This window comes from Desulfallas sp. Bu1-1 (assembly GCF_015594625.1).
Taxonomy (GTDB): Bacteria; Bacillota; Desulfotomaculia; order Desulfotomaculales; family Desulfallaceae; genus JADNRQ01.
In genome coordinates this window covers 52,053-72,463 of record NZ_JADNRQ010000002.1, presented here as the reverse complement: position 1 = coordinate 72,463, position 20,411 = coordinate 52,053, and the positions used below count along the sequence as shown (strand labels likewise).

At 50.5% G+C, this 20,411-nt stretch carries 17 protein-coding genes; 14 read left to right on the top strand and 3 right to left on the bottom strand.

Annotated features, from left to right (window positions below; all coding sequences use genetic code 11):
- Positions 1-15: 15 nt before the first annotated feature.
- The 10 genes from hisI to IT084_RS02815 all read left to right on the top strand — a co-directional run bounded on the left by hisI (position 16) and on the right by IT084_RS02815 (position 13,826).
- Positions 16-405: a phosphoribosyl-AMP cyclohydrolase gene (gene hisI / locus IT084_RS02860; protein ID WP_313885408.1), complete on the top strand. Its 390-nt coding sequence runs from the start codon at positions 16-18 to the stop codon at positions 403-405.
- A 92-nt stretch (positions 406-497) separates the two neighbouring features.
- Positions 498-2,669, top strand: coding sequence for a DNA helicase PcrA (pcrA, locus tag IT084_RS02855; RefSeq protein WP_195710945.1), 2,172 nt, complete (start codon positions 498-500; stop codon positions 2,667-2,669).
- A gap of 14 nt (positions 2,670-2,683) precedes the next feature.
- Positions 2,684-4,702 carry an NAD-dependent DNA ligase LigA gene (gene ligA, locus IT084_RS02850; RefSeq protein WP_195710943.1) on the top strand — a complete coding sequence of 673 codons (2,019 nt, stop codon included), beginning with the start codon at positions 2,684-2,686 and terminating at the stop codon, positions 4,700-4,702.
- A gap of 89 nt (positions 4,703-4,791) precedes the next feature.
- Positions 4,792-5,073, top strand: coding sequence for an Asp-tRNA(Asn)/Glu-tRNA(Gln) amidotransferase subunit GatC (gene gatC, locus IT084_RS02845; protein ID WP_195710941.1), 282 nt, complete (start codon positions 4,792-4,794; stop codon positions 5,071-5,073).
- 24 nt (positions 5,074-5,097) lie between these two features.
- Positions 5,098-6,552, top strand: coding sequence for an Asp-tRNA(Asn)/Glu-tRNA(Gln) amidotransferase subunit GatA (gatA, locus tag IT084_RS02840; RefSeq protein ID WP_195710939.1), 1,455 nt, complete (start codon positions 5,098-5,100; stop codon positions 6,550-6,552).
- Positions 6,553-6,572: 20 nt separating this feature from the next.
- Complete coding sequence (gene gatB / locus IT084_RS02835; protein ID WP_195710937.1) at positions 6,573-8,015, top strand: Asp-tRNA(Asn)/Glu-tRNA(Gln) amidotransferase subunit GatB; 1,443 nt, start codon at positions 6,573-6,575, stop codon at positions 8,013-8,015.
- Positions 8,016-8,262: 247 nt separating this feature from the next.
- Positions 8,263-9,420, top strand: coding sequence for a homocitrate synthase (nifV, locus tag IT084_RS02830; RefSeq protein ID WP_243276723.1), 1,158 nt, complete (start codon positions 8,263-8,265; stop codon positions 9,418-9,420).
- Between the two features lie 127 nt (positions 9,421-9,547).
- Positions 9,548-9,919 carry a carbohydrate-binding protein gene (locus tag IT084_RS02825; protein WP_243276721.1) on the top strand — a complete coding sequence of 124 codons (372 nt, stop codon included), beginning with the start codon at positions 9,548-9,550 and terminating at the stop codon, positions 9,917-9,919.
- A 144-nt stretch (positions 9,920-10,063) separates the two neighbouring features.
- The gene (locus IT084_RS02820) at positions 10,064-11,305 is read left to right on the top strand and encodes a glycosyltransferase family 4 protein (protein WP_195710935.1); all 1,242 of its coding nucleotides are present in this window, start codon (positions 10,064-10,066) and stop codon (positions 11,303-11,305) included.
- A 22-nt stretch (positions 11,306-11,327) separates the two neighbouring features.
- A complete protein-coding gene (locus IT084_RS02815) occupies positions 11,328-13,826 on the top strand; it encodes a sugar phosphate nucleotidyltransferase (protein ID WP_195710933.1) in 2,499 nt (832 codons plus the stop codon).
- 249 nt (positions 13,827-14,075) lie between these two features.
- Here IT084_RS02815 and IT084_RS02810 read toward each other — a convergent pair whose 3' ends face one another.
- From IT084_RS02810 to IT084_RS02800, 3 genes are all read right to left on the bottom strand, one after another.
- Positions 14,076-14,702, bottom strand: coding sequence for an acetate uptake transporter family protein (locus tag IT084_RS02810; protein ID WP_195710931.1), 627 nt, complete (start codon positions 14,700-14,702; stop codon positions 14,076-14,078).
- Between the two features lie 393 nt (positions 14,703-15,095).
- Positions 15,096-16,700, bottom strand: a complete 1,605-nt coding sequence (locus IT084_RS02805; RefSeq protein WP_195710929.1) for a glycoside hydrolase family 57 protein — start codon at positions 16,698-16,700, stop codon at positions 15,096-15,098.
- 42 nt (positions 16,701-16,742) lie between these two features.
- Positions 16,743-17,474, bottom strand: a complete 732-nt coding sequence (locus tag IT084_RS02800) for a DUF4912 domain-containing protein (protein ID WP_195710927.1) — start codon at positions 17,472-17,474, stop codon at positions 16,743-16,745.
- Positions 17,475-17,764: 290 nt separating this feature from the next.
- On the opposite strand from IT084_RS02800, the gene IT084_RS02795 reads away from it, so the two are divergent.
- From IT084_RS02795 to IT084_RS02780, 4 genes are read left to right on the top strand one after another with little or no spacing between them, the layout of a single operon-like run.
- Entirely contained in the window at positions 17,765-18,178 is a 414-nt protein-coding gene (locus IT084_RS02795; protein WP_195710926.1) for a CoA-binding protein, read from the top strand.
- Between the two features lie 14 nt (positions 18,179-18,192).
- Complete coding sequence (nth, locus tag IT084_RS02790) at positions 18,193-18,843, top strand: endonuclease III (RefSeq protein WP_195710925.1); 651 nt, start codon at positions 18,193-18,195, stop codon at positions 18,841-18,843.
- Between the two features lie 2 nt (positions 18,844-18,845).
- Positions 18,846-19,304 carry a tRNA (uridine(34)/cytosine(34)/5-carboxymethylaminomethyluridine(34)-2'-O)-methyltransferase TrmL gene (gene trmL, locus IT084_RS02785; protein WP_195711397.1) on the top strand — a complete coding sequence of 153 codons (459 nt, stop codon included), beginning with the start codon at positions 18,846-18,848 and terminating at the stop codon, positions 19,302-19,304.
- 51 nt (positions 19,305-19,355) lie between these two features.
- Entirely contained in the window at positions 19,356-20,312 is a 957-nt protein-coding gene (locus IT084_RS02780) for a MoxR family ATPase (RefSeq protein WP_195710924.1), read from the top strand.
- The last annotated feature ends 99 nt before the right edge of the window (positions 20,313-20,411 follow it).

Sequence of the window (20,411 nt, the reverse complement as noted above, 5' to 3'; positions counted from 1 at the left end):
AACGAGGTGTGTTGCGTGCGGATAAAACCGGAAGAATTGAAATATAACCAGGACGGGCTGATACCCGCCATTGTGCAGGATTACAACACCGGGGAAGTGCTCATGCTGGCCTACATGAACAGCGAAGCCGTGGCCAAAACGCTGGCCTCGGGCGAAACCTGGTTTTGGAGCAGAAGCAGGCGGAAATTCTGGCATAAAGGAGAATCATCCGGCAACGTGCAAAAAGTTAAAGAAATATTTTTTGATTGCGACCGGGACACCTTGCTGATACTTGTGGAGCAAAAGGGCGCCGCTTGCCACGAGGGCTATTACAGCTGTTTCCATTACCAGCTGTCCGGCGACGGCACCGTTACGATAAAGGGCGAGCCCCTGTTTGACCCTGAGAAGGTATACGGCAAAAGCTAACATCATTAAAGCCACCGCAAGGTGGCGTTTTGCTGTTTCTATATAATTGGGTAAGCGTTTAAAATATTATTTGCGGAGGTAACAATAGATTTATGGATTTAACCGCCCTCAACGAAGCGCAGAGAGAGGCAGTAACACACGGCGACGGGCCCCTGCTGGTTCTGGCCGGGGCGGGCAGCGGCAAAACCCGGGTCCTTACCACTCGAATTGCTTACTTGATCCGGGAGAGGGGCGTCGACCCCTTCAATATTCTGGCCATCACCTTCACCAACAAGGCGGCGCGGGAAATGCGTGACCGGATAGCCGCCGTGGTGCCGGATATGGTTGATGACCTCTGGGTGTGCACTTTTCACGCCGCCTGCTTGCGCATACTGCGCCGCCACGCGGGATTTGCCGGGTACCTGCCAAACTTTGTGATTTACGATACGGACGATCAGAAGACGGTAATCAAGGAATGCTTGAAGGAGTTAAACCTGGACGATAAAAAGTTCGCCCCGCCCGCCGTGCTGGCGGCCATATCCCAAGCCAAGAACATGCTTTACGGGCCCGCGGAGCTGGAAAAAAAATCATATGATTATTTCAGCCGAACTGTTTGCCAGGTTTATCAATTGTACAAGGCCAAGCTGAAACAAAACAATGCCCTGGATTTTGACGATCTGCTGATGCAAACCGTGCTTCTCTGGCAAAACAACCCGGATATACTGCGGTACTACCAGGAAAGGTTCAAATACGTCCTGGTGGACGAATACCAGGATACCAACCACGCCCAGTACGTACTGGTTAATCTGTTAGCCCAACAGTACCGTAACCTCTGTGTGGTGGGTGACCCCGACCAGGGCATTTACGGCTGGCGGGGGGCGGATATCCAGAACATTCTCAGTTTTGAACGGGATTACCCGGATGCCCGGGTGATCGTCCTGGAACAAAATTATCGTTCCACCCGCACTATCCTGGAATCGGCCAACGTGGTCATCAGCAACAACCGGAACCGTAAAAAGAAAAACTTGTGGACCGCCGGCCCGGCGGGAGACCCTATTGTGGTGTATACGGCCAGGGACGAACACGCCGAGGCCAATTTCGTGGTGGACCGGATTACCCGCTGGCACCATGCGAAACAAAGGCCGTACGGCGATTTTGCCGTGCTCTACCGGACCCATGCCCAGACCCGGGTGCTGGAGGAAAAATTCCTGGCCGCCGGAATACCGTACGTCATCGTGGGCGGCCTGCGATTTTATGAACGCAAGGAAATCAAGGACCTTCTTGCCTACCTGCGGCTGCTGGTCAACCCGGGGGACAGGGTGAGCTTGCGGCGCATCATCAATGAACCCAAAAGGGGCATCGGCGCGGCCTCTTTAAATAAAATTTTTGCCACGGCGGACGAAACTGGAATTCCGCCCCTGACCTTACTGGAAAATGATCTGGATATTCCGGGGCTTACCGGCAAGGCACGTACCGCCGCCCGCGCCCTGGGCGGGGTTATGCGTGATTTAAGGGAGCGGATGTGCGATCTGCCCGTCACCCGGCTGGTTCAAATGGTGCTGGAGGAAACCGGGTACTGGCAGGCCCTGGAGCAGGAGCGCACCGTGGAGTCCAGAACCAGGCTGGAAAACCTCCGGGAATTTTATTCCGTCACCGGCGAGTATGACAGCCGGGCGGAGGACGGCAACCTGGAAGATTTTCTGGCCGGGCTTGCGCTGCTAACCGACCTGGACCAGTACGAGGAAGACGCCGATCACGTGACGCTGATGACGCTGCACAGCGCCAAAGGCCTGGAATTTCCAGTTGTTTTTCTAGTCGGGATGGAGGAAAGCGTTTTCCCGCATTCCCGGTCGCTGGAAAACAGGCAGGAACTGGAGGAAGAAAGAAGGTTGTGTTATGTCGGGATTACCAGAGCCAGAGAATTATTGTACCTGTCCCATTGCTGGCAGCGTACACTCTATGGCTACACCCGTGTGAACGAACCATCACGTTTCTTGCGGGAACTGCCTCCAGCGTTGCTGAGCACCGGGGACCCCGTGGAAAAAATATTATCCGGCGGTCCACAAGAAAAACCGGCAAAGGTCAATACTAAAAACAACAGCGCCGGGGTGTTTGACAAGAATAAAGATTATCGCCCCGGGGAACAGGTGAACCACCGAAAATGGGGCCGGGGTACGATTATCGAAGTCAGGGGCAAGGGCGACAGCACCGAGCTGAAAATCGATTTTCCCGGCTTGGGTGTAAAAACATTGCTGGCCCGTTATGCCCCGCTGGAACAACCCTAGAAAGGGGAATCGCCATGGGCGGTGAACACGAGGAAATCAAGCGCAGAATAGAAGCGCTGCGCCGGGAAATTGAAAAGCATGACTACCGCTATTACGTTCTGGACGCGCCAACGATTACCGACGCGCAGTACGACCGGCTGATGGCCGAATTGCAGCAACTGGAACGGGAATATCCTCATTTAATAACTCCTGATTCGCCCACGCAGCGGGTGGGTGGAAAGCCGCGGGAAGGTTTTGTCACCGTCAGGCATGCCGTACCGATGCTCAGTCTGGCCAATGCTTTCAGCGAGGAAGACTTGCGGGAATTCGACCGCCGGGTAAAAAGCGCTCTGGGCGGTGAACCTTACGACTACGTGGTGGAATTGAAAATTGACGGCCTGGCGGTATCCCTGACCTACCGCAATGGTATTTTCGTGCGTGGGGCCACCCGCGGCGACGGTGAAAATGGTGAGGATATCACCGCCAACTTGAAAACAATCAGGAGCATACCGCTCAGGCTGAATCAACCTGTGGATTTGCTGGAAGTCCGGGGCGAAGTGTACATGCCCAAGAAATCCTTTGTGGAACTCAACGCGCGGCGGGAAGAGCGGGGCGAGCCGGCCTTCGCCAACCCGCGCAACGCCGCTGCCGGTTCCCTTCGCCAGCTGGATCCTGCGGTTACGGCCGGGCGAAATCTAACTATATTTGTTTATGGCACCGGCGAGATGGAATTTGCACACAGGGAAGCGCCGGCTTCTCACAGCGAGGTTTTAAAATTCCTGGAGGGGTTGGGCCTGCGCGTCAACACTCATTACCAGGTTTGCCGCAATATTGATGAGGCGATCAGTTACTGCCGGATCTGGCAGAACAGGAAGGCGGAACTGCCCTATGCCATAGACGGTATGGTGATTAAAGTCAATTCACTTGCGCAACAGGCTTTGCTGGGTACAACCATGAAAAGCCCCCGCTGGGCCGTCGCTTTCAAATTTCCACCCGAACAGGCCGAAACCACCGTCCGGGACATTATCGTCAGCGTCGGGCGAACGGGGGTAATCACACCCACCGCCATACTGGAACCTGTTTTTCTGGCGGGCTCCACCGTCAGCCGGGCGACGCTGCACAACGAGGACATTATCCGGGATAAGGACATCCGAATCGGGGACCGGGTGATCGTGCACAAGGCCGGGGATGTCATCCCCGAGGTTGTGGAGGTATTAAAAGAAAAAAGAACCGGCGCGGAAAAAATATTCACCATGCCCCGCGCCTGCCCGGCCTGCGGCGCGGAAGTTGTGCGCCAGACCAATGAAGCCGCCCACCGCTGTACGGGCGCCGCCTGCCCCGCGCAATTACTGGAAGGCTTGATTCATTTTGCCTCCCGGGGCGCCATGGATATAGCCGGTTTGGGGCCCGCCGTGGTCAAGCAACTGGTGGACTCGGGGTTGGTCCGCGACGTTTCCGACCTCTACCGCCTCACGGCTGAGCAGGTGAAGGGCCTGGAACGCTTTGCCGACAAATCGGCGGAAAACTTGATCAACGCCATTGCAGAAAGCAAGAGCAATCCGCTGCACCGGCTGATCTTCGCCCTGGGCATCAGGCACGTGGGTGAAAGGGCTGCGCGCATTCTGGCGGAACATTTCGGTGATATCCGCAGAATCATGGATGCCGGTTATGAAGAACTCGTGGCCATCCCGGAAATCGGCCCCAAAATTGCTGAAAGCGTGATCGCCTTCATGCATGAACCGCAAAACCGGGCATTAATCGAACGGCTGGTGAAAAACGGGGTCAATGTGGTTGCCGAAAAAACAACCGCAGCAGCGCAAAACGGCAAACTGGCAGGAAAAACTTTTGTCTTGACCGGCACCCTGGCTTCGCTGAAAAGGGATGAAGCCAAAAAGCTGATCGAAAGCCGGGGCGGCAAAGTATCCTCATCGGTCAGCAAAAAAACGGATTACGTGGTGGCGGGTGACAGCCCGGGCAGCAAGTACGACAAAGCTGTTCAGCTGGGCGTTGCAATTATTGACGAGCGGGAATTTTTGGATCTGATCGGGGAGTAGGCCGGCAGCGGCCAACCAATATATCTTGTTTCGGGGCAATGCCCCTGTTATAATAATGTCAGTTTTTTGAGAAAAAGGAAGGTGCGATCATGATCGGCATCAAGGAAGTTGAACACGTGGCTCTTCTGGCCCGTTTAGAACTAACCGGTGAAGAAAAAGAAGTTTATTCAAGGCAATTGAGCGATATCCTGGAGCACGCGCGCAAATTACAACAATTGGATACCAAAGACGTACCGCCCACCGCACACGTATTGCCGCTGCAAAACGTGCTCCGGGAAGACCGGGTGGGAGAACACCTGCCGCCTGAAAAAGTGCTGGCCAACGCCCCGGACCGGCAGGACGATTTTTTCAAAGTGCCCAGGATTATATAGTATTTGAAGTTGGAGGGAATTGTTTTGCATTTATACTACCTGACTGCGCACCAGTTGCACGACATGCTGGTGAATAAAGAAATCAGCGCCGAGGAATTAACCAGGGCGGTATTTGACCGCATTGATCAGGTGGAGGAAAAAATTCGCGCTTATATCACCCTGACCAGGGAGCAGGCCATTCAGCAAGCCCGGCAGGTGGACAGGGCCAGGGTCGCGGGCGAGGAACTGCCGACCCTGGCCGGGATACCCGTGGCAGTCAAGGACAATATCTGTACCGCGGGCGTGCGCACCACCTGCGCTTCCAAAATTCTATATAATTACATACCGCCTTATAACGCAACGGTCATGGAAAAGTTAAATAAGGAACAGGTTGTCATGACCGGCAAGACCAACATGGACGAGTTTGCCATGGGTTCATCCTGCGAAAATTCCGCTTTTTTCCCCACCTGCAACCCGTGGGATACCGGCCGGGTACCGGGGGGCTCCAGCGGTGGTTCGGCCGCTGCCGTTGCTGCGGGTGAAGCTATCCTGGCCCTGGGTTCCGACACCGGCGGTTCAATTCGCCTTCCTGCGTCGTTTTGCGGCGTCGTGGGCATGAAGCCCACTTACGGCGCGGTATCCCGGTACGGCCTGGTGGCATACGCGTCCTCCCTGGACCAAATCGGCCCGTTTTCCAGGGATGTCACCGACTGCGCCCTCTTGCTCAATGTCATTTGCGGGCACGACCCGCTTGATTCCACCTCAGCCCCGTATGAGCAACTGGACTATACCTCGTTTCTCACCGGTGACATCAAGGGCATGAAAATAGGTGTGCCCAGGGAATACATGGGGGAAGGAATTGACACCGGAGTAAAGGAAGTCATTACCGGGGCCATCAATGTTTTAACCGGCCTAGGCGCCGAAGTGGAAGAGACTTCACTGCCCCACACCGAATATGCTCTGCCCGCCTACTACCTGATTGCGCCGGCTGAAGCCAGTTCCAACCTGGCCAGGTACGACGGGGTGCGCTACGGCTACCGGGCGGACCGGGCCGGAGATGTGGTGGACATGTTTATGAAAACGCGCAGCGAGGGCTTCGGTCCGGAAGTCAAGCGGCGGATTATGCTGGGCACGTACGCGCTGTCCGCCGGTTACTACGATGCTTTCTATAACCAGGCCCTGAAAGTTCGTACCTTGATAAAAAATGATTTCGACCGGGCCTTCGAGCAATTCGACCTGCTGCTGGGTCCGACCGCTCCGGGCACCGCATTCAAGCGCGGCGAAAAAATTGACGATCCGCTGCAAATGTACATGGTGGATATTTGCACGCTTTCCGTCAATCTGGCCGGCATTCCTGCCATATCCATTCCGGCCGGAATGGTTGATCACCTGCCGGTGGGGCTGCAACTGATGGGCAAGCCGTTTGGCGAAGGAGAGCTCCTCCGCGTTGCTTACGCCTTTGAACAAAATACCGACCACCACCGCAATTTTCCTGAATAAAACCCGGGAGGTGTGCCACTTTGGCCCAATACGAGGCCGTTATCGGCCTGGAAGTACACGTTGAGTTAAAAACAAATACAAAAATTTTTTGCAACTCCAGTACCGAATTCGGTGCCGACCCCAATCATCATGTTTGCCCTGTTTGCCTGGGACTGCCCGGCGTATTGCCGGTAGTCAATAAAAAGGTGGTTGAATACGCCATTAAAGCCGGCCTGGCCTTAAATTGCAGAATTGCCTCCTTTTCCAAGTTCGACCGTAAAAACTACTATTACCCGGATTTGCCAAAAAACTACCAGATATCCCAGTATGACCTGCCCATAGCCGAGCATGGTTACCTGGAAATAAATGTGGACGGGAACGTCAAGCGTATCGGGATCACCAGAGTTCACATGGAAGAGGACGCCGGTAAACTGGTGCACCAGGGCACCATTTCCACTACGCCCTATTCCCTGGTGGATTATAACCGGACCGGCGTACCGCTGATCGAGATTGTTTCGGAACCGGATATGCGCAGCGCCGACGAAGCCATTGCTTACCTGGAAAAACTCAAAGCAATTATCCAGTACACGGGTGTCAGCGATTGTAAAATGCAGGAAGGGTCCCTGCGCTGTGACGCCAACGTTTCCGTCAGGCCGGTGGGACAGGCCGAATTCGGCACCAAAACAGAACTTAAAAATATGAATTCTTTTAAAGCGCTACACAAGGCCTTGACTTACGAAATTGAGCGCCAGATTGAGATATTGGAAGAAGGCGGCCAAATTACCCAGGAAACCAGAACATGGGATGAGGCAAAAGGCGTCACTCTTTCCTTGCGCAGCAAGGAGGAAGCGCATGACTACAGGTATTTTCCCGACCCGGACCTGGTTCCCATGGTTATCTCCGAGGAGTGGGTAAATGAAATCAAGGCGACTCTTCCGGAGTTGCCCGACCAGCGCAAAGCCCGTTTCATCAACGATTATGGCCTGCCCGCGTACGATGCCGGCGTGCTCACATCTTCCAGGGAACTGGCCGATTTTTATGAACAATGCGTTAATAAATTTAACAACCCCAAGACTGTAAGCAACTGGGTGATGGGCGAACTGCTAAGAATGATGAACGCCGGCGGCGTGGAAATTGATGAAGTTAAAATAAAACCGGCCCAGCTGGCCCAATTGCTGGAGCTGATGGAGAAGGGCACCATAAGCGGTAAAATTGCCAAAACGGTGTTTGAGGAAATGTTCAACACCGGTAAAGACCCGAACGCCATCGTGAAAGAAAAAGGGTTGGTACAGATCAGCGACGAAGGATTAATCGAAAAGGTGGTGGAAGAAGTGATCGCCGCCAACCCCAAGTCCGTGGATGACTACAGGGGGGGCAAGAAACAGGCGCTGGGGTTTTTGGTGGGCCAGGTAATGAAGGCCACCAAAGGCAAGGCCAACCCCGGGCTGGTGAATAAATTACTGCAGGAAAAATTGGATAAGTGATGCACGGTATGCAAACCATAATTTTGTGGATTTCATAACGTTGAGCAGGGAGCATCCCTGCTCCAATACATTTTATACATTATTTATGCAAGCTGGAAGATGTTCATGTATACTGCATTATCCCTTTCTAAATCTTTTCATGAATGAGTTTTTATGATAATATTAATCTTGAGTTTTTAATTTTGGCATACATAATATGCTAAATATAAATTATAAATTAATCAACTGGAAAGGAAGGCAAATTATAATGATGGAACTTTTAACCCCTCCGGTTAACGACATTTACATTGTTGATACGACCCTGCGGGATGGGGAGCAAACCGCGGGTGTTGTGTTTGCCAACAGGGAGAAAGTGAGAATCGCCAAATTTTTGGATGAAATTGGCGTGCACCAGATTGAAGCGGGAGTACCGGTCATGGGCGGAGACGAAAAGGAAGCGATCAAAAAAATCTGCCGGTCCGGCCTTAAAGCAAGCATTATGGGCTGGAACCGCCCGGTAATCAAGGACATCGAGCATTCCCTCGACTGCGGAGTGGACGCTGTGGCGATCTCCATTTCCACGTCCGATATCCACATCGAACACAAGCTGAGAACAAGCCGTGAATGGGTGTTGGAAAACATGGTCAAGGCGGTGGAGTTCGCCAAAAAGGAAGGTATGTATATTTCCGTCAACGCGGAGGACGCCTCCCGCAGCGACCCGGAATTTTTAATCCAATTCGCCAGGGCCGCCAAGGAAGCCGGCGCTGACCGGTTGCGCTACTGCGATACCGTGGGTATCCTGGAACCGTTCACTACTTACAATAATATTAAAAAAATCCGCGAGGCCGTGGACATAGATATTGAAATGCATACCCACAACGACTTCGGTATGGCCACCGCCAACGCCCTGGCGGGGGTGCTGGCCGGCGCCAACTGGGTGGGCGTCACCGTCATCGGCCTGGGCGAGCGGGCCGGCAACGCCGCCCTGGAAGAAGTGGTCATGGCGCTAAAGCACCTGTTTAAAGTGGACCTGGGCTTTAAAACGGAGATTTTCCGGGAAGTGGCCGAATATGTTTCCCGTGCTTCCGGCCGTGAGTTGCCGGCCTGGAAGGCCATCGTGGGCTCCAATATGTTTGCCCATGAATCGGGCATCCACGCCGACGGGGCGCTGAAGAACCCCAAAACATACGAGGCTTTCCTGCCCGAAGAGGTGGGCCTGGAAAGGCAGATCGTGGTGGGCAAACACTCGGGTACGGCCGCGCTCAAGGCAAAATACGCCGAATACGGCATTCGCCTGACCGAGCACCAGGCCGAGGAATTATTGCCCAAAATCCGGTCTTACACCGTTTCCCTGAAGAGACCTTTATTCGACAAGGAACTCATGTACATTTACGAGGACTACTACGGGGGTACAAAAAGGGATTAAGTATGTAATAAACTGGAATAATCATTGGTAATGTAAAACACCCTGCAAAGGGTGTTTTTTTTCGCATAAAAAAGGCCGGTTTTATAGATAATAGTCCTGTAGAATAGATTAATCGGAGGCGATAATATTGTCCGGTCCCATCAACTTCAACCCCGCGGAAAGCAAATTAAAAGCCATGCATGACGCCCGCTACCCGGGAGGGGTAGTGGTGGATCCCACTCCCATCACCAGCGGCGAAGAAATAACAATATTATACGATGGACTGCTGGCTGCCAGCGGCGCCACTCAAGTATACTTGCATGTCGGTTACGGCAGCGCCAGGGACTGGAGGAACGTGCAGGATTACCGGATGTCCCGTACGGGCTGGGGATGGGTAAAAACCTTGGAAATACCGGATGAAGAAAGATTTAATTTTTGTTTCCACGACGGGTATGGAAACTGGGATAACAATAACGGGATAAACTGGAGCTTTGAGATTCATAATGGCAGGCGCCATTAATCAACAAAAGTTTCTCCTCCTGCCGCCATCAAACGGCAGGTTTTTTATTTCATTAACACATTTAAATAAACTCCATAAATAAATTAGTGTCTTTTAACATAAAATATAAATGTTGTCAATTTATTGTTGTAGGGAGGTCGGTTGATGCGTGTAGCCATGCTTTCCTGGGAATTCCCCCCCAAAAGTGTTGGTGGTTTGGCGCAACATGTTTACGATTTAACCAGGGCGCTTTCCGCCATGGGGGTGGAAATTCATCTTTTCACCATGGGTGACCCGAATATTCCGGAATTTGAAAGAGTTAACGGGGTTAATGTGCATCGTGTTATTCCATACAGCGTATCTTCACCGGACTTTACCACCTGGGTGGCACAGTTCAACGTTGCGCTGCTGGAGCGGGCCATTTCCATATTCGGCGAAAATGACCGCTTCCAGATTATCCACGCGCATGACTGGCTGGTGGCGTATACGGCAAGGGCTTTGAAACACGCCTACCGGATACCACTGGTAGCCACCATCCACGCCACTGAGTACGGCAGGAATTACGGCTTGCATAACGACACCCAAAGGCATATCAGCGACGTGGAATGGTGGCTCTGTTACGAGGCCTGGCGCGTTATTTGTTGCAGCCATTACATGCTGGGAGAATTGAAATATGTGTTCCAAATCCCCGACGACAAGGTTGTAGTCATACCCAACGGCGTGGATACCGATAACTTTGTGCCAAAAAACAACAATATTTCCCGCAATAATTACGCCGCTCCGGATGAAAAAATTGTATTCTATGTCGGCAGGCTGGTAAGAGAAAAAGGAGTTCAAGTTCTCCTTGACGCCGTGCCTATGATTTTGGCGCAAGTGCCCAATACGAAATTTATCATTTCCGGAAAAGGTCCTTGCCTCAACGAATTACAAAACCAGGCTTCCCGCCTGGGCATTGCCGACAGGTTGTACTTTACCGGTTACATTGACGAGTATACCCGCAATTCACTGTACAGCTGGGCCGATGTTGCCGTGTTTCCCAGTCTTTATGAACCGTTCGGCATCGTTGCCCTGGAAGCCATGGCCGCCCGAACGCCGGTGGTTATTTCGGACACCGGCGGTTTAAGTGAAATCGTGACGCACAATTACGACGGCCTCAAGGCCTATCCTGGCAACCCGCGGTCTTTGGCGGACATGATCCTCAGGATATTGCACAACCCTCAACTGGCGCAACAGTTACAACAAAACGCTTATCAGAAAGTAAAAAGACAATTCAACTGGCGGGATATTGCGGCCGGCACGCTCGACACCTATAGAAAAGTGTGGGAGGAGCATCGCCTCACCGACTGGAACGCCAGGCAGTGCGGTTTTATCGAGCGATTTTCCAGGGTCTTGGGAAGGTATTCGTAATCAATAAGGAGGTAGAATTGTCATGAAGGCGATTATTATGGCCGGTGGAGAAGGGTCCCGTTTGAGACCCCTCACCTGCAGCATACCCAAACCAATGGTCCCTGTTTTGAACCGCCCGATCATGTCGCACATAGTCAATTTGCTGAGAAGGCATGACTTTAGTGATATCGGGGTCACTCTGCAGTACATGCCGGAGGAAATCCGCAGTTACTTTGGAAACGGGAGCGATTTCAACGTCCACTTGAAGTATTTTATTGAAGACGTTCCTCTTGGAACGGCGGGAAGCGTTAAGAATGCCCAGGACTTTTTGGACCGTACATTTTTGGTAATCAGCGGTGACGCTTTAACGGATTTCGATCTTTCCAAGGCCATCGATTTTCACCGGCAAAAAGGAGCCAAGGCCACGCTGGTTTTGACCAGGGTCAGCTGCCCGCTGGAATACGGGGTGGTTATAACCGGCCAGGATGGCAGAATCACCCGGTTTCTGGAGAAGCCCAGCTGGGGGGAAGTTTTCAGCGACACCGTAAATACGGGTATATATATCCTCGAACCCGAGGTCCTGGATTACATACCGGACAATCAACAATTCGACTTCAGCAAGGACCTGTTCCCGCTGTTGATGAGCAAAGGCGAACCGTTGTACGGCGCGGTGCTGTCCGGGTACTGGTGTGATATCGGTGATCTGAAACAATATTTGCAAGCCCACCATGATTTTCTTTCCGGGCTGGTGGGGCTGCCCGTCAATGCAACGGAGATCCGTCCGGGTATTTTTGTTGAAGAAAATGTGCATATCGATGAATCCGCCGGGATTACCGGCCCTGTATATATCGGCAAGGGATCAACGATCGGTAAGGGAGTCAAGGTCGATCAGTTTACCGTAATAGGTACCGGTAGTATCATTCAGGAAAACGCTTCGATAAAAAGAAGCGTGCTCTGGAACAATGTTTTTATTGCCCCGGGAGTCCACTTGCGGGGAGCGGTTTTGGGCAGCCGGGTGCAGGTGCATGCCGGAAGTTATGTTTACGAGGGAGTTGTGGTCGGCAGCGATTCGGTTGTCAGGGAAAGATGCGTCATCAACCCGGACGTCAAACTGTGGCCGAACAAGATAGTGGAAACGGGCACTGTGGTTCGCGAAAGCATGATTTGGGGGAACCGGGTGCCGAGGCGCGTGTTCGGAATGGAGGGAGTTTCCGGCATGGTGAATGTGGAAATTACGCCGGAATACGCCGCCCGCGTAGCCGCGGCGTTCGCATCCGCGCTTGGTTCCGGGGCCAGTGTATGCGTAAGCAGTGACGTGTACACCCCGTCCCGTATGATCAAGGATGCCGTAATCTGCGGCCTGCAATCCGCGGGTGCGCAGGTGTACAGCATAGCGGACGGCATCACGCCCATGCACCGTTTTGCCGTGCGAAAACTTAAGTGCGACGGGGGAATCCATGTAAGGGTTTCGCCCAGGCAACCCAACGTTTTGAACATCATATTCACAAACCACAACGGTGGTAATATTTCCAGGAGCCTGGAGCGTAAAGTGGAAAACCTGCTTATGCGGGAAGATTTCAAGCGGGCGGAATGCGCGCAAATTTCGGAAACCAGGTTTGTCTCCGAGATGCCGGAAACATATATCCAATCGCTGTTGAGAAAAATCGATACAAATGCTATTCGACGGGCGGGGCTTGGTTTTGCTGTCGCATACGACCCCAACTGTTCGGGTTTGTTCCTCGAGCCGGTCTGCCGGGAATTAAATATCAAGCTGGATCGAATCGATCAGCCAGAACCGGCTCATTACCCCGTAAATTGGACTGAATACAGAAAACTTGCCAGAAATGTTTCCCGACTGGTAATTGAACGTGGTCTTTCCCTGGGTGTAATTATTGATGCGGGAGCCGACCATTTGGCGTTGATTGACAACCTTGGACGCACTATCCAGGAAGATATGCTCGTGGCGCTTTCGGCGCTAATGGTATTGCGCTCCCGCGGTGGAACGGTGGTGGTGCCGGTTACCGCTCCCCGGGCGGTGGATTTGCTTGCTGACAAGTACGGGGCCCGGGTGGTGCGCACAAAAACCGCGGTGCAAGATTTTTATGAAAAATTGATTGTTCACGACAATGGAACCGGCAATGACGCCGAGCGGCGAATCACTCAATCCATGCTTCATTTTGATGCGCTGGCGGCGATCATTAAAATTGCGGAATACATTGCAACTGAAAATGTTAATCTCGCTGATTTCATCGATGAAATTCCGACATTTTTCATGGAAAAGAAAGAAACTCAAGTTCCCTGGGAAGCAAAAGGTACGGTAATTAGGAGCTTGATTGAAGAATTGCCGGAAAACAACTTGGAATTACATGACGGAGTCAAAGTATATCACCAGGACGGTTGGGCGCTGGTACTGCCGGACCCCGAAGAACCGATCTGTCGGGTTTTCAGCGAAGGAATCACCATGGAAGTGGCCGAATCACTGGCCGATTTTTATATCGAAAAAATAAACCAAATTGTCGGGCCGGTTAAAAAGATCGTCTAACCGCGAGCAGAATATGCGCCCGCGCCGCTTTTGCGCAGCACCGACAGGGTGAAAAATACAACCATGGAGGGCGATCCGGTTGATTTCTGGAGTGAGTGGAGAACTGGATGCGGTACCCAGCGCGTCATATCCCTGAGCCATGACCCCTTTAGAAATCACCGGATCGCCCAATAGATAAGAGTACCTAATGATTTTCGTAAAGAATGGAACAAAAAAAAGGGAGCTTCAAAACCCCCTTTTTTATATCATTTACCTCTTGGCGGCGGCGGATGTACCAACTGCCTTGGGTTTGATAATCGGCCCGCCCAGCGGAATAACCGTTCTTTCAAATACGGTGTTCAGAACCACGCCCATGGCGGTATAAAGCCCGAAAATACCGGCAATCAGCAAGAAGTTTCCAGATACAACGTGCCACTCATGCCCCAATACGGCCAGATCCATCAGCGCTACCACGGGGACGGCCACGTCAAGGGCAAGCACCACGGCGCACAGGCTTAATGGCGCCTTGAAATAACCCGGGGTCCAGGTCAACAGCGCTATGGCCAGAGCAAGCCACGCCCATCCGTCGATGCGAGCGTCGACTTTCCAGCCGTTTTGAACGGCAAAGAATTTAAAGATTAGTTCGAGTCCGGTTACCAGCATGAAGAAGGCCGAGAAAAATGTAAAGATGTTGCCACCCAGCACATTACCGTGATTCAACTCCATGACGCCGACAATTACCTGCACTACAAAACCACCGATTAACCAAATACCAAGCAATGCGATGGCGGAGCCTTCCACTTTACCGGTATGAATGGCATAAAAAGTAAAACATGCCATGGCGAGAGCGACCAGTCCTGCCGGCCCCGGATTAGCCGGTCCGTGTCCATGTGACATAAACAAAACCTCCTTAATTGTTTTATTTTTTTAAATATTTAATCAAAATTTTCAGGACTTTGTTCTTTATCACCTCCCGGAGCGACCAGATTGGGCCCATAAAAGCAACCCAGGATAGCTTAATTATTTTTAAGCAAAATTCATGCGCATTATTGCACTATGGCGCTGAACCCTTAAAAATAAAAGCTGGGAGGTCATACTTGGGGGATTAATGGTTTGTTACAAATAGCCGTTACAAGGGGAAAATTACGGTCGAGTGCATTATCGTTTACACAAGTCTGAAAATTTAGATAATGCAAACCATTCTTAAAAGTACAATAAATAAAAAATAAACCCTTGGGCAAGGGTTTACGCATTCTTGTTATCTATTGTTTACAACTGTATACTGTTATATCACGCTGTTGAAGCGTCGGTACACAATTTTCTATAATGGTTAACATTAATATCCTGAAAAATATTATTTTTATACTCCAAATCCACCAGCAGTCCTTCATCAACATTACGTGCCAGTACTTGATTATAAAGAGTTAAAAAGTTATGGATATGTTGTTTCGTTCTTCTTATCGCGTAATCGATCATGGTTCCCGTATTCATAATGAAAGCCCAATCGCTGCTCTGCGCCAGCAACAGCTCTCTGGCGGCCTGTCTGATCGCCCTTTGTAACCTGCCATGGACGAACGGGTATAGTTCAGCCAGTTCAACCATTCTATCGCCGGCAATATGCAGGTGCCTGTAGATCCAGTCGTTTTTTCTGCACAGCCAGACTTCATTATAACCATTGTTGCCCCAGGTGGAAGGGCAGGGAAGGGCCACCTGGTTACATTGATATTTCTTTAAATAATCCCCCGGTGTGACCGTTTCAATCATGTCAAAATCATAATGCACTTTGCGTAAAACAGATTTAAGCCAATCCGGGCCTTCAAACCACCAGTGCCCGAACAATTCCGCATCATAAGGAGCAACAATAATGGGGGCACGGTCCATTAAGGAACACAGGTGGCGGATCTGGTGTTCCCGGTTAAACAGGAAGTTTCCGGCGTGAATATCAGCCTTGCGGAGAGCGTTTTCACGGTTGTAATGTTCTTTATGGTGCCCTTTTCCGGTGATCCGGTAATATTTGATGCCGGTGTTGACTCTGATTCCGTCCGGGTGAATATACGGGTAAATATAATCATAATCCAGATCGTGACCAATATCCCGGTAATATTCACGGTAGTCAAAATCACCGGGATAACCTTCGGTGGAACTCCATACCTGTTTGGAGGACTCGGGATCACGGCCGAAAACCGCCACTCCGGAAGGACAATAAATGGGTGCGTAAATCCCGTATCTTGGCCTGTGGGAGGCAAACAGCACGCCGTGGGTGTCGGTAAAAAAGTACTTGATACCGAATTCTTTTAAAAAGTTATCTATACCGTGCGCGTACGCACACTCAGGCAACCAGATGCCGGGCGGCGCGGTGCCGAAGTATTTGGTAAAAAGATCAACGGCTATGCCGACCTGGGCGCGAACAACTTCGGGCTGTGTCATCAGCAATGGTAAAAAGCCGTGAGTAGCCGCGGAGGTAATCAATTCAAGCCGGCCCAGGTGCTGAAATTTTCTAAAAGCATTGATTAAGTTACACTGGTATTTATCAATAAATATATGCCTGATTCGATACAGCCGGTCCCGGTACATTATGGCCACAGGATGAAAAACGCTTCCCGCGGTCCGTTCCGTTTCTTTTTCGACCAGTTCGATCAGTTTATTTAGATGCCGTATATATCTCTCCTGTAATAAGCTGTCGCTCAACATGCTAATCAGGGGCGGGGACACGGAAAAAGTCAACCGGAAGGGGATGTTTTCCTGAACGAGTTCATCAAAAATATCTATTAGCGGTACGTAAGATTCGGTAATAGCTTCATAAAACCATCGCTCTTCCAGAAAATGTTCGTATTCCGGATGCCTAACATAAGGTAAATGGGCATGTAATATAAAACAAAGATATCCCTTGATCAAAGCCACATTCTCCTTTACCAAGTTGAGGTTATTACCGGGGCATTACCTGTTTTCAGTGAAACCCGGGGAGCTAATCCCCAGAGGCACGATACCAATTCCCTGGGCCAATTCTTCCTTAATCAGCGGCGAACTACCCATATGCAGCCTGGTGATGGTTTTGTAGACTCCTTCAATCCACATCCATTCTTCGTCAAAAAGGTTCGAAACACTGAGGCTTGGTGTATGAACAATATTTGATCTTAATAACGTTACAAACCGGCCGTCGGGGAAAATCCTGCCCAGGTCAACGCAAAAAGACGAATTTGGTCTACCCACCTCTACATGCCAGCTGTCGGCATAATCGTTTATGGAAATATCCATAAAATCATTGGCGTTGGTACCGTTGAAATAATTAACCCCCGTTACGTCATAAACTCTTAAAACAGGCCTCGACGAGCTCCAGGCGTTGGGTCCGTAATGCTGGCTGAATTCTTCCTGCTTGGTGGCAGTAATCTCCCAATAAGCAAAGATCCAGTTGGGATCACGCACCATCAGCACCAGCCTGTCCACCCCGTAGTGCCATGGTATTTCAGGCATTTCGGGCCTTAATTTCGGTGTTTCCTCATCAGCCGGCGCGGGGAAGGTAAATTCTTCAGCAAATTCTTCCCGGAGTGGAGCCGGGTTCCGGTTTAATGATTTAACCGGATCCTGTCGCCGCTTAGCCGGCCATAAAAAAACGGCCAGGAGCAACAAAAATATTGCGACCCCCAAGACCAAGGTCAACGTGACGTTCATGCAATGCCCTCCTTGTGAAGAAATTAAATCTGTAAAAGACTTATAAAATAAAAAACCAGCGGTACGTAAAAAGCATAAGATTTCCGCGGCGCAATTAATTTATCATAAAAGACCTTTTTTATTATTGCCATAACCTTTTTGCTTTATAATTTTTGTTGAACGATTTGTTTTATTTTAATCAATGGTAATAATTTAAAGTGTTCCTCAATTTTTAATTCCCGGTATACCGGCAGGTATATTAATGTTTGACCTAGAAAATAAAGCTAAAAAACGGGGAGTGGTTCAGTAATATGTACATGAATCCAGATGATGAAACCATCCGGCGGCTTTTGCAGAAAAGTAAAACCATTGCGGTTGTAGGCTTATCCGACAAACCACACCGGGATAGCTACCGGGTTGCCGGTTATATGCAACAAAACGGGTACCGGATCATGCCGGTAAACCCGCGGGCGAAAACCGTGCTGGGAGAAAAAGCTTATCAAAATCTGCTGGACATAGCTGAAAAGGTTGATATAGTAAACATATTCCGGCGAAGTGAACAGGTGCTTCCGGTAGTAGAAGAAGCCTTACAATTAAAACCCAGGGCAATTTGGCTGCAACTGGGCATAATAAATGAAAAGGCAGCGGAACTTGCTCATAGCGCGGGAGTGACGTTTGTTATGGATAAATGCATTAAAGTTGAACATGCCAGATTGTTAAAATAAGTTACAGGTACTATATGAGCGATAAACAAAAAATCCTTGATTTGCTCGCGAAACACATCCCGTCCCCCGGGCCAACGCTATGTTACAGCAACTCCTTTGAATTATTGATTGCGGTCATGCTTTCCGCTCAATGCACTGATAAGCAGGTTAATAAAACTACGGCGCGCTTATTTAAAAAATATAAAACGCCCGGGGAATTTGCCGCCTTGAGTTATGACCAGCTGGCGGAAGAAATCAAGGGCTGCGGGCTATACCGGAACAAGAGCAAGCATATTATTGAAACGTCGCGAATCCTTGTTGACAAATATGGAGGAAGAGTCCCTGATAATTTAACCGGTCTGCAATCCTTACCCGGCGTTGGTCGCAAAACCGCAAATGTTGTTTTAAATTTGGGTTTTGGTAAACCAACGTTCCCCGTCGATACCCATATCTTCAGGGTGGCCCGGAGGTTGGGACTTTCCACGGGCAAAACTCCCATCCAGGTTGAACGAAACCTGACCAGTTTGATCCCGCCCGGTGAAAGGGGGGCGTGGCACCACCGCTTGATCAGTTTCGGTCGCACAACTTGTAAGGCGCAGAGGCCGCGCTGCCGGCATTGTGTTGTCAGGGATTATTGTCCGCACGTGCTTAAAGATATCCCTAAAACCCCGAAAGAGGAGAAGTGATGATGCACCTTGTTCTCGTGGAACCTGAAATTCCGGCCAATACCGGTAATGTAGCCCGCACCTGTGCCGTTACCGGGGCCGAATTGCACCTGGTTAAGCCGTTGGGTTTTTCCGTCGACGATAAACACCTGAAAAGAGCGGGGCTCGATTACTGGCACTTGTTAACGATTCATTATCACGACAGTTTTGAGGAAATTCTCGCCGCATATCCCGGGCACCGGTTTCATTTTGCCACAACCAGGGCCATAAAAAAATATACCGATGTAAAATATGGACTGGACGATTTTCTTGTTTTCGGCAAGGAAACCGCCGGTTTGCCGGACCGGATCATCAACCGGTTTTGGGATCGCTGCATACGCATCCCCATGATCAATGACGCCCGTTCACTTAATCTTTCAAATTCAGTGGCTGTGGTTTTATACGAAGCATTAAGGCAAAACGGTTTTGCCGGGTTAAAGTAGTTCTGAATTATTGAATTTCAATCCAAATCACATCAGGAGGAATAAATAAGGATGAATTTAACCATACCCGAGTTACGCACGGCACTGCAGCAGGAAGGGTACATTTGCGAGGACGAGGTGGTGGTAACCATCTTTTTGGCCTTGAAACTACAAAAACCCCTGCTGGTGGAAGGGGCGCCCGGTGTCGGCAAAACGGAAATTGCCAAGGTGCTGGCCCGCATTTTTAAAACCGAGTTAATCCGCCTGCAATGCTACGAAGGCCTGGACGAAAACAAGGCACTGTATGAATGGAACTACCAGCGCCAGTTAATCAAGATCCAGGTCTCTAAAAGCTCCGATCCGGGTGAGAACGTTGAACGCAACTTGTTCAGCGAGGAATATTTGCTGGAACGCCCCTTGCTCCGGGCCATCCGTTCAGAACAAAAAGTGGTTTTGCTTATTGACGAAGTGGATAAAGTGGAAGCCGAATTTGAAGCTTTTTTATTTGAAGTGCTATCAGATTTCCAGGTCTCGATCCCTGAACTGGGCACCATTACGGCCAAGCATATCCCCATCGTGGTTTTGACCAGCAACGGTGAAAGGGAGTTGTCGGATGGTTTAAAGAGGCGCTGCGTATACTTGTACATTGATTTCCCCCCGGTAGAAAAGGAAACGCGTATATTACAGGTTAAAGTGCCCGAAGCAGGCGACAAAATCGTTGCTCAAATCGCCAATGCGGCCAACTATATCAGATCCAACCTTAATTTGCGCAAGAAACCGTCCATCGCCGAGACCATCGATTGGGCCAGGGCCCTTGCCGCCATGGATGAACGAACCCTAACCAGCGAGAATATCAATTATACTCTAAACCTATTATTAAAAAACAGAGACGACCAGGAATTATTGAGAAACGAGCTTACTGTCGACAACCTGGTCAAAGCGGTCGCCGGCGATGGCGTTAAATACGGCCGGCCTACGGGTGGAAATTATGGTTCCTGCCATTGCCATGGCCACAGGCATATAAAATAACAGGTATGTAAAAATTTAATTATGATTTCACTGCAAAAACACCACAGCGGCAGGCGCTCCGGCGGATTTCTGGAGTGAGTGGAGCACTGGATGCGGTCC